The 9917-nt window shown below is 68.8% G+C and carries 10 protein-coding genes and 1 tRNA gene; 7 read left to right on the forward strand and 4 right to left on the reverse strand.

The features are described 5' to 3' along the window. Positions 1 to 42: 42 nt before the first annotated feature. Positions 43 to 1077, reverse strand: coding sequence for a sulfate ABC transporter substrate-binding protein (locus QM624_RS12780; RefSeq protein ID WP_415092380.1), 1035 nt, complete (start codon positions 1075 to 1077; stop codon positions 43 to 45). 302 nt (positions 1078 to 1379) lie between these two features. Between QM624_RS12780 and QM624_RS12785 the strand changes: the two genes are divergently transcribed. Continuing rightward, positions 1380 to 1946: a CG0192-related protein gene (locus QM624_RS12785; protein ID WP_415092382.1), complete on the forward strand. Its 567-nt coding sequence runs from the start codon at positions 1380 to 1382 to the stop codon at positions 1944 to 1946. Positions 1947 to 2022: 76 nt separating this feature from the next. After that, positions 2023 to 2745: a hypothetical protein gene (locus tag QM624_RS12790; RefSeq protein ID WP_415092384.1), complete on the forward strand. Its 723-nt coding sequence runs from the start codon at positions 2023 to 2025 to the stop codon at positions 2743 to 2745. Positions 2746 to 2754: 9 nt separating this feature from the next. Here the strand turns inward: QM624_RS12790 and polA are convergent, their stop codons facing one another. Then, entirely contained in the window at positions 2755 to 5436 is a 2682-nt protein-coding gene (gene polA, locus QM624_RS12795; protein ID WP_415092386.1) for a DNA polymerase I, read from the reverse strand. 87 nt (positions 5437 to 5523) lie between these two features. Here polA and QM624_RS12800 point away from each other — a divergent pair, with 87 nt between their 5' ends. Both QM624_RS12800 and QM624_RS12805 read left to right on the forward strand, forming a co-directional pair. Further along, a complete protein-coding gene (locus QM624_RS12800; protein ID WP_415092388.1) occupies positions 5524 to 5928 on the forward strand; it encodes a PaaI family thioesterase in 405 nt (134 codons plus the stop codon). Continuing rightward, on the forward strand, positions 5925 to 6683 hold the full coding sequence (locus tag QM624_RS12805) for a putative protein N(5)-glutamine methyltransferase (RefSeq protein ID WP_415092390.1): 759 nt from the start codon (positions 5925 to 5927) through the stop codon (positions 6681 to 6683). Before QM624_RS12800 ends, QM624_RS12805 begins: the two co-directional genes overlap by 4 nt. Positions 6684 to 7165: 482 nt before the next feature. Here the strand turns inward: QM624_RS12805 and QM624_RS12810 are convergent, their stop codons facing one another. Continuing rightward, on the reverse strand, positions 7166 to 7783 hold the full coding sequence (locus QM624_RS12810; RefSeq protein WP_415092392.1) for an ANTAR domain-containing response regulator: 618 nt from the start codon (positions 7781 to 7783) through the stop codon (positions 7166 to 7168). A gap of 105 nt (positions 7784 to 7888) precedes the next feature. On the opposite strand from QM624_RS12810, the gene QM624_RS12815 reads away from it, so the two are divergent. The 3 genes from QM624_RS12815 to QM624_RS12825 all read left to right on the forward strand — a co-directional run bounded on the left by QM624_RS12815 (position 7889) and on the right by QM624_RS12825 (position 8993). Then, positions 7889 to 7971: transfer RNA gene (locus QM624_RS12815), tRNA-Leu, on the forward strand. A 72-nt stretch (positions 7972 to 8043) separates the two neighbouring features. Then, positions 8044 to 8691, forward strand: coding sequence for a GntR family transcriptional regulator (locus tag QM624_RS12820; protein WP_415092394.1), 648 nt, complete (start codon positions 8044 to 8046; stop codon positions 8689 to 8691). Continuing rightward, positions 8688 to 8993 carry a hypothetical protein gene (locus QM624_RS12825; RefSeq protein WP_415092396.1) on the forward strand — a complete coding sequence of 102 codons (306 nt, stop codon included), beginning with the start codon at positions 8688 to 8690 and terminating at the stop codon, positions 8991 to 8993. Before QM624_RS12820 ends, QM624_RS12825 begins: the two co-directional genes overlap by 4 nt. On the opposite strand, the gene QM624_RS12830 is transcribed toward QM624_RS12825, so the two are convergent. Next, positions 8962 to 9917, reverse strand: a 956-nt coding sequence (locus QM624_RS12830; RefSeq protein WP_415092398.1) for a DMT family transporter, incomplete at its 5' end; no start/stop codon positions are given. The genes QM624_RS12825 and QM624_RS12830 overlap by 32 nt on opposite strands.

Raw genomic sequence — 9917 nt, forward strand, 5'->3', positions numbered from 1 at the left:
CCGCCACGGTGGCGGCGTCCGGCGTGAGGTCGGTGACGACGGTCATGACGTCGCCTTGTCGTAGATCACCGCGATCTTGCCGGTGTCCTTGGCGAACAGCTGGGAGTCGACGCTCGGCCAGCCGCCCAGGTCGTCGATGGTCCAGAGCTTGTCGGGCTCGGGGAATTTGCTGGCGAACTCCTTCGCCACCGTGGCGTCCACCGGACGGAAGCCGGCCTCTGCCCACAGCCGCTGCGCCTCGGGGGTGTACAGGTAGTCCCGGAACGCCTCGGCCGCAGCCAGGTTCTTGCTGCCCTTCAGCACCGCGACCGGGTTCTCGATCTTGAAGGTGCTCGGCGGGGTGACGTGCTCCACCTTCTCGCCCTCACCTTCGAGGAACAGCGCCTCGTTCTCGTAGCTGAGCAGAACGTCACCGGTGCCCTGCAGGAAGGTCTCACTGGCCTCCCGTCCGGACTTGGGCTGCACCTTGATGTGGTCGGTCACCAGCTTGGAGATGTAGGCCAGGCCTGCGTCGGCGTTCTTGCCGCCCTCGCTCTTGGTCGCGTAGGGGGCGAGCAGGTTCCACTTGGCCGAGCCCGACGAGAACGGGTTCGGGGTGACCACCTCGACACCGGGCTTGAGCAGGTCGTCCCAGTCCTTGATGCCCTTGGGGTTGCCCTTCCGGACGACGATGGTCACCACCGAGCCGAACGGAATGCCCTTGTGCTCCCCGGCCGCCCAGTTGGCGTCGACCAGGCCGGCGTCCACCAACCGGGTGATGTCGGGGGTGACCGAGAAGTTCACCACGTCGGCCTCGGCCCCGGAGGCGACCTTGCGGGACTGGTCGCCGGAAGCGCCGTAGGACTGCTGGAACTCGACACCGGCGCCCTGCTGGGTCTTGGCGAAGGCGGGAATCACCTTATCGAAGCCGACTTTGGGGACGGCGTAGGCATACAGGTTGAGCACCTTCGCCGAGCCGGCCGGGGCCGAACTGGTGGCACCGGTGACGTCGCTGGCCCCACCCCCGGCGCAGCCGGTCATCGCCAGGGCGACGGTTGCCGCGACAGCGGTGAGGACGGCTCTGCGTGAGTGGGTCATGACAGGAACTCCTTGTCGGTTCGTGGCGGCGCGGACGACGTCGCTTTCGATTTTACATGTAATCCCCATGGGATTAATAGGAGTTTCAGGCATGACGGGCCTCACGTCAACTCGTCTCATCCCTCAGACGCGGGATTCTGGGCCGACCAGATCCCGGCGGCCACGAAGCCCGTAGAACTCAACGCGAAGCCCGGTCCGATGTACTACTTGCTGTAGTAGATTGGTGTCGGGTTGCTGGGAATGTTCGGCCAGACCGGCCGATCCCGTCCAGCCCCGCTCGACAACCCGTCCAGGAGGAACCGATGAGTGGCACCGCGAAGATCCACGACGCCGTACTGAAGCCGTCCAAGCTCGAGCTGCTGGCCGGCTGGCTGCCGAACCAGCCCTGGTTCGACGGCGACGCCGGCGACCTGCGCCGAGTGGCGGCCTACCGGTTCGTCGACCCCGACGGCGAGGTCGGCATCGAGACCCTGCTGGTGGCGTCCGGCGACCGGCTGTATCAGGTGCCGCTGACCTACCGCGCCGAGCCGCTCGACGACGAGTTCGCGGTGCTGGTCGGCACTATCGAACACTCCGACCTGGGCACCCGCTACTGCTACGACGCGACGTCCGACCCGGTCTACGTCGCCGAGCTGATCCGGGTGATCCACGAGGCCGACAACGAGGCCGAGCTGTCCCGCGGCGAGAAGTCGATGACGGTGCGCGGCAGCGGCATCGTCCCGGTGTCGAACGCCTCGATGGAAGCCGCCCGGCTGGTCCGGGTACTGGACGGCGACCACGTCCGCACCGCCCAGCCGCTGGGCACCCTGACCGGCACCTGGACCCAGAACGGCGTGGAACGCACCGAGATCCTGGCCACCGTGCGCTGAGCGCACTCGAGAACGGTCGGCCACGCCTGTCGAACCGTGGTCGGCCTCCGGGCTCGCCGATGGCAGAGTGGCCGGCATGACCGACACCGCCACCCACCGGTACCAGCGGCTCAACGCCGCGAACGTGGTCGAGACCACCCGCACGCTGCAGCGTCGGATCGCGGCCCGGTTCCCCGACCGCGGGCTGCGTCAGGTGGCGGACCAGCTGATCAGCGTCGCCGAGCAGGTGGCCGGGTCGGCGACCACCGCGCGGCTACGGCTGCGGCGCATCCGGGTCGGGTCACGCCTGCTCAGCCTTGTCGTCGTACTGGTCACCGTTGCGGCGCTCGGGCTAACCCTGCGGGACGCCGTCAGCAACGGCCCGGAGCGGTCCTTCGAGTGGCTGCCGCTGATCGAGTCGATGGTCAACGACATCGTCTTCGCCGCGATCGCGGTGTACTTCCTGTACGCGCTGCCGAACCGGATCGAGCGCAGCTACCTGCTCGGCCAACTGCACCGGCTGCGGTCGCTGGCCCACATCGTCGACATGCACCAGCTGACCAAGGATCCCGAACGGCTCCGCCCCGACTTCCGTTCCACCCCGCAGACCATCGACATCGAACTGTCCACCGCGCAGTCGATGGAGAACTACCTGGACTACTGCTCCGAGATGCTCAGCCTGCTCGGCAAGATCGCCGCCCTGTGCGCCGAGGAGAGCCAGGACTCGGTGATCCTGGACACGGTGAGCACCATCGAGGCGCTCACCACCGGGATGAGCAACAAGATCTGGCAGAAGATCTCGTTGCTGCCCGGGCGGTGACGCCCACCGTCAGTGCGCGGCCTCGTGCCAGGACCGGCCGGTGCCGACCGATACCTCCAGGGGAACGGTCAGGTCGACGGCGTGGCCCATCTTCTCGCGGACCAGCGCCTCCATCGCCTCGGCTTCACCGGCGGCGATCTCGAAGACCAGTTCGTCGTGCACCTGCAGCAGCATCCGCGACGACAAACCCTGCTCGGCCAGCGCCGACTCGACGTCGAGCATCGCGACCTTGATGATGTCGGCGGCCGAACCCTGGATCGGGGCGTTCAGCGCCATCCGTTCCGCCATCTCGCGACGCTGCCGGTTCGACGAGGTCAGGTCGGGCAGGTAGCGGCGGCGTCCGAGCAGGGTCTCGGTGTAGCCGGTCTTGCCGGCCGTCCGGACGACGTCGTGCAGGTAGTCGCGAACATTGCCGAACCGCTCGAAGTACTCCTCCATCAGGCCCTTCGCCTCGGAGACGGCGATCTTCAGCTGCTGCGACAAGCCATAGGCGCTGAGCCCGTAGGCGAGGCCGTAGTTCATCGCCTTGATCCGGGCCCGCATGCCGGTGTCAACCTCGTCGGGCGCCACCGAGAAGACCCGGGCGGCCATCACCGTGTGGAAGTCCTCGCCGGAGTGGAAGGCCTCGATCAGGCCGACGTCGCCCGAGGCGTGCGCCATGATCCGCATCTCGATCTGGCTGTAGTCGGCGGTCATCAGGGTGTCGTAACCGGCGCCCACGACGAACGCCCGCCGGATCCGCCGGCCCTCTTCGGTGCGGATCGGGATGTTCTGCAGGTTCGGGTCGGTGGAGCTGAGCCGTCCGGTCGCGGCGATGGTCTGGATGTAGGTGGTGTGCACCCGGCCGTCGTCGGCGATCGACTTCTGCAACCCTTCGACGGTCTGGCGCAGCCGGATCTGGTCGCGGTGCCGCAGCAGGTGCGCCAGGAACGGGTGCTCGGTCTTCACGAACAGCGATTCCAGCGATTCGGCGTCGGTCGTCCAGCCGGTCTTGGTGCGGCGGGTCTTCGGCATGCCGAGCTCGTCGAACAGCACCTCCTGCAGCTGCTTGGGTGAGCCCAGATTGATCGGACGCCCGAGGACCGCGAAGGCGTCCGATTCGGCAGTCCGGACGGCGCTGTCGAACTCGGCGTGCAGGGTCTGCAGATAGTCGGCGTCGACCGCGATGCCGTCGCGTTCCATGGTGGCCAGAGTGCGCAGCAGCGGCAGTTCGACGTCGGCCAGCAACGAGCCCTCGCCGCGCTCGTCCAGCTCTTCGGTGAGGGCCAACGCCAGGTCGATCACCGCCCGGGCGCGGATCATCGAGTCCTTGCCCTGGTCGGGGTCCTCGAAGTCGAGGGTGAGTTGATCGGACGCCGCGCCCGCCGGCCCTTCGGCGCTCAACTCGCGCTTCAGATGCCGGGCGGTCAGGTCGCCCAGGTCGTAGACCCGCTGGTCGGGCCGCAGCAGGTAGGCCGCCAGCTGGGTGTCGCTGGCCAGCCCGTTCAGCTCCCAGCCGCGCGACCAGATGGCCAGCAGCGGACCCTTGGCGTCATGCAGCGCCTTGGCCGCGGTCTCGTCGGCCAGCCAATCTGCGAGCGCATTGTCGTCCTCAGGGGTCAGCTCGGTCACGTCCAGCCAGCAGGCGGCGCCGTCGGCGGCCGCCAGCGCCAGCCCGGTGATGTCGCCGGCGCCGGCGCGCCAGCTGCCGGTGACGTCGAGCCCGGTGAGCTCACCGCGTCCGTGTTCGGCGAGCCAGTCGGCCAGCGCACCCGGCTCGAGCACGTCGCCGACCACCTCGAAGCCGCCGGACGGGCCGGTCTGCTCGGCCGGCAGGGTCTCCATCAACCGGTCGCGCAGCACCCGGAACTCCAAGCCGTCGAAGACGGTGTGCACCGCTTCCCGGTTCCAGTCGCGGCGTTCCAGTTCAGGCACGGTGACGGCCAGCTCGAGGTCGCCGACCAGGGCGTTCAACTCGCGGTTGCGGATCACGTCGTCGAGGTGTGCCCGCAGCGACTCACCGGCCTTGCCGGGAATCTCGGCGGCGCGACGGACGATGTTCTCCAGCCCGTCGTAGGCACCGATCCACTTGGCGGCGGTCTTCGGCCCGACACCGGGCACGCCCGGCAGGTTGTCGGAGGTCTCCCCCACCAGCGCCGCCAGCTCGGGGTACTGCGCGGGCGGCACGAAATAGCGCTCGAGCACCGACTCGGGGGTCATCCGGGCCAGGTCGGAAACGCCCTTGCGCGGGTAGAGCACGGTGACGTCGTCGGTGACCAGCTGCAGCGTGTCGCGGTCACCGGTGCAGATCAACACCTTCAGGCCCTGCGCCGCGGCCTGCTGGGCCAGGGTGGCGATGATGTCGTCGGCCTCGAAGCCGTCCAGCTCGACGTGGGTGATGTTGAGCGCGTCGAGCACCTCTTTGATCAGCGCGACCTGACCGGTGAACTCGGCCGGCGACTTCGAGCGGTTCGCCTTGTACTCGCTGTACTGGTTGCTGCGGAAGGTCTGCCGCGAGACGTCGAAGGCCACCGCCAGATGGGTCGGCTGCTCGTCGCGCAGCACGTTGATCAGCATCGAGGTGAAGCCGTAGACCGCGTTGGTGTGCTGCCCGGTGGTGGTCGAGAAGTTCTCCACCGGCAGGGCGAAGAACGCTCGGTAGGCCACCGAATGGCCATCGATCAGCAGCAGCGTGCCCGGGGAGTCACTCACCCCTGCGAGGTTAGCGGAGGCCGCCGACAAAAGCGGCGCGACCGGACGCCGGCAACGCTGCGACAGCGATGTGGAATCGTAGGCGCCATGAGTCTGCCGGAGTGGGCCCAGGGCATCCGTAGCGCCCTGGACGACAAGATGGGCATCGAGCTGTTCGAGATCGGCCCGCAGCACAGCCGCGGCCGGATGCCGGTCGAGGGCAACACCCAGCCGTTCGGGCTGTGGCACGGGGGCGCGTCCTGCGTGCTGGCCGAGACCCTCGCCTCGCTGTCGGCCTACGCCGAGGTGGCCCCCGGCGGCCGCGCGTACGGCGTCGACATCAACGCCACCCACCACCGGCCGGGCACCTCCGGCTGGGTGAACGGCGAAGCCACCGCGTTGCACATCGGCGGACGGCTGGGCACCTGGGAGGTCGTGCTCACCGACGACGCCGGCGAGCGGATGTGCACCGCTCGGGTCACCTGCGCGCTGGTCCGGCCGAAGAAGCAGTGAATCCGGACGACGTGGTCGCCGCGCTGCGTGCGGCCGGCTGCGTCTTCGCCGAGGACGAGGCGGCGCTGCTGCTGGCCGCACCCGGTCCGCCGGGGCCGCTGCTGGCCCGCCGAATCGCCGGCGAGCCGCTGGAGCAGGTGCTCGGCTGGGCCGAGTTCGACGGACTCCGGGTGGCGATGACACCCGGTGTGTTCGTCCCTCGACGGCGCTCCGAACTGCTGGTGCGGCTGGCCGCCGACGGCGTCCGGGCCGGTGACGTGGTGGTCGACCTGTGCTGCGGCAGCGGCGCGCTCGGGATGGCGCTGCGCACCCGCGTCCCCGGGGTCGAGCTGCATGCCGCCGACCTCGACCCGGACGCCGTCCGTTGCGCCCGCGGGAACCTGCCCGGCGCGTCGGTCTGGCAGGGCGATCTCTGGGAAGCCCTGCCGGCTCGGCTGCGCGGCCGGGTCCGGGTGGCGCTGGCGAACGCGCCCTATGTGCCGTCCGAAGCGATCGCGCTGATGCCCACGGAGGCCCGCGATCACGAGCCCCGGCTCACCCTGGACGGCGGCCGCGACGGGTTGGAGGTCCATCGCCGGATCGCTGCCACCGCCCGCGATTGGCTGGCTCCCGGTGGACGGCTGCTGATCGAGGTGTCGGACGCCCAGATCGGCCCGGCGGTCAGCCTGTTCGAACGCGCCGGGCTGCTGCCCGCCGTCCACACCGATGACGACCTGGACGCCACCGCGGTGGTCGGCACCTCGCCCATCGACTAGCGGCAGGTGACCAAAGGAACCGTCCCCGGTGACCGAAAGAACCGTCCCCGGTGACCGAAAGAACCGTCCCCGCGGACACCCACCCCGCGGACACCTGAACATGCGACTGCGCCGGCCCACCGGCGATGCGGTGGAACCGGCGCAGTTCTCGATCTAAACGGTCAGGCGCCCGGACCGTCGAATCTGGCGGCGATGAGTCGGCGGAGGACCCGCGGGTCACCGCCCTCCGCGCCTGATTCGTGGTCGACGGGACCGGCAACTGCGTACCAGATCGCGCCCTTGATGCCTTGATAGAAGCGCCCATCCCGAACGGAATCGTATGCCTCTGCGCTGTTCACTTTTCCTCACTCCTTGTATTGGATACAGATCAGTATACCAACTTGCGTGCGAGTGTGCGAATGAACGGCCAACTACGACTGATTACGCCGGAAGGGGTCTCGACCAGCTCGACCAACGGCCCACCCAGGGCGGGAGGGGTCCGCTCAGCGCTTGGGCTTCTTGCCACCCTTGGAGTGACCGATCACGCCCTCGGCGACCTCACGCATCGACTTGCGCAGGTCCATCGCGGTCTTCTGGATCCAGCGGAACGCCTCGGGCTCGGTCAGCCCGAGGCCCTCCATCAGCAGCCCCTTGGCCTGCTCGACGATCTTGCGCGACTCGAACCGCTCCTGCAGGTCGTCGATCTCGTCCTCGAGCGCCTTCAGCTCGGCGTGCCGGGCCATCGCGACCTCGATCGCCGGCACCACGTCGGAGGCGTCGAACGGCTTCACCACGTACGCCATCGCGCCGGCCTCGCGGGCCCGCTCGACCAGTTCGCGCTGGGAGAAGGCGGTCAGCATGACCACCGGAGCGATCCGCTCCTCGGCGATCGCGGACGCCGCGGAGATGCCGTCCATCTTCGGCATCTTGACGTCCATCACCACCAGATCGGGCTCCAGCTCGCGGGCCATCGCCAGCGCCTGCTCGCCGTCGCCGGCCTCGCCGATCACTTCGTAGCCCTCGGCGGTCAGCAACTCCACCAGGTCGAGCCGGATGAGGGCCTCGTCTTCGGCAACGAGTACTTTCGCGCGGCCCTTGGGGGGTGCGGCTTCGGACGTCATTGTCTGCCCTCTTCTGTCGTGGGGACGGGTGGCCGGTCGGGCACAGGGAGCACCTTACTCCGACGGGCACACCCGACGAGAATGTGGCATGATCGTAGGGCTCCAGCCGGGGTGGCGGAATGGCATACGCGGACGGCTCAAACCCGTCTGCCCGCAAGGGCATAGGGGTTCGACTCCCCTCCTCGGCACTTATCGGACAAGGGTGTACGAAGGGCGACCGGTTGTATGCTGCCCGGTATACCCCCTTCGAAGGAGATCCGGTGGCCCGACGATCGACCCAGACGATCGCGGCTGACGCGGTCCACGAGCATCTACGCAATGCGATCCTGAGCGCCGAGTACCGGCCGAACCACCGGCTCGTCGAGCAGGAACTCTCCGACCAGCTGCACGTCAGTCGCACCCCCGTCCGCGAGGCACTGCTGAGGCTGAAGCAGGAGGGCCTGGTCGTCCAGCAGAAGGGCTGGGTGGTCCGCGACCACGCGCCGCACGAGATCGTCGAACTGCTCGAGGCACGGGTCGAGTTCGAGTCGTCCGCGGCCCGGCTGGCCGCGGCCCGGATCACGTCGGAGACCCTGGCCAGGCTGGGCGAGCTGATGGAGCAGATGGAGCTCACCGACTCCCGGGCCGAGGTGAACCAGCTGAACGACGAGTTCCATCTGCTGATCACCCAGTCCTCGCAGAACCATGTGCTCACCGACGCCGCCCGCGGCACGATGATCAACTACTGGAACTTCAACGCCCCCATCGTGTTCACCGAGGCCGACATCCGGCTGGTCAACGACGAGCACCGCGCTCTCCATGCCGCGCTGGCGGCCGGCGACGGCGAGGCGGCCGCGGCGGTCGCCCGCACCCACGTTCAGCGGACGGCCGACATCATCACCCGCGCGCTGCGGCTGGACGCCCGGTGACCGCCGATCCGCTGCCGCTCACCGCGGGCTACAGCCACCTGTTCCGCGGCATCCGATTGACCCTGCCGGACGGCTTCGCGCCACCGCTGCGACCGTGCGACGTCCGGCTGGCCCTCAGCGACGGCGTCGAGTTGGCGGCCGAGCTGCTGACCGGAGGCGACGGCGAGCTGCTGCTCGCGACGCCCGCCTACCGCACCGCTGCCGGCAACGACGTCGAGGGCGGGCTGTGGCCGGTTCAGGACGTGGCCGACGGCACAGATTCCGACCCGGTCACGGTGCGGCTCGGCCCTCGGCTGACCTGACCGGTCGACGCCGCACGGCCTGTCGGAAGGTGGAGACGCCGAACAGCGCGACACCGGCCAGCACGATCCCGATGCCCAGCCAGGCCTGCCAGCCCGGCCGCTCCCCCAGCACCAGCACGCCGAGGGCGATCCCGACCAGCGGCTGCAGGTAGGTGTTCAGGCTGGTGATCGTCGATCCCCAGGTACTGATGAAATAGAAGAACATGACGTAGCCGAAGGCGGAGCCGAGCACCCCCAGCTCGAGCAGCGCGAGCCACGAGATCGGCGCGGCGTCGTTGGGCAGTTGCCATTCGCCGGTGAACAGCAGCACCGGGAGCAGCCACACGGTGCCGAAGCCGATCTGCAGAAAGGCGACCAGCAGCGGGTGGACGCCGGACACGAAGCGCTTGGTGTAGACGTTCGCCGCCGCATAGTTGGCCGAGGTGACCACGATGATCACCGACCAGAACAGGTTGCTGGAACCGGCCGGATTGGCCAGGGTGAGCAGGGCGACGCCGCCGAAGGCGATGCTGACCGCCACCAGCCGGGCGACTCCGAACACCTCGGTACGCAGCCCGAGGGTGGCGATCAGGAAGACGAAGATGGGCGTCGTGGACGACAGCACGATCGCCGTTGACGAATTCACCCAGACCTGGGCCCAGGTGAGCAGGGTGTAGGGCAGCGCGATGCTCATCAGGCCGAGCAGCGCGAAATGGCCCCACAGTGCCGCGGTGCGCGGCCAGCGCGGCCGGATCACCGCAACGACGCCGCCCAGGATGACCGTCGCGATCAGCATGCGCACGAAGACGATCTGAAACGGCGTGAAGGCCTTCAGGGCCAGCGCGGTGAAGAAGAAACTCGACCCCCATACGGTGGTCATCAGGGCGTACAGCGCGACGCGGCCCGGGGTCACCGGGCCGGTCGCGGCGTGGTGCGGACGATCCG

Source organism: Micropruina sp., from assembly GCF_047606365.1.
Lineage (GTDB): Bacteria > Actinomycetota > Actinomycetes > Propionibacteriales > Propionibacteriaceae > Micropruina.

Excerpts from the sequence above, each read along its gene's own strand:
- QM624_RS12800 (WP_415092388.1), top strand. The coding sequence starts at position 5,524 with ATGAGTCTGCCGGAGTGGGCCCAGGGCATCCGTAGCGCCCTGGACGAC.
- QM624_RS12790 (WP_415092384.1), top strand. The coding sequence starts at position 2,023 with ATGACCGACACCGCCACCCACCGGTACCAGCGGCTCAACGCCGCGAAC.
- QM624_RS12810 (WP_415092392.1), bottom strand. The coding sequence starts at position 7,783 with ATGACGTCCGAAGCCGCACCCCCCAAGGGCCGCGCGAAAGTACTCGTT.
- QM624_RS12780 (WP_415092380.1), bottom strand. The coding sequence starts at position 1,077 with ATGACCCACTCACGCAGAGCCGTCCTCACCGCTGTCGCGGCAACCGTC.
- QM624_RS12785 (WP_415092382.1), top strand. The coding sequence starts at position 1,380 with ATGAGTGGCACCGCGAAGATCCACGACGCCGTACTGAAGCCGTCCAAG.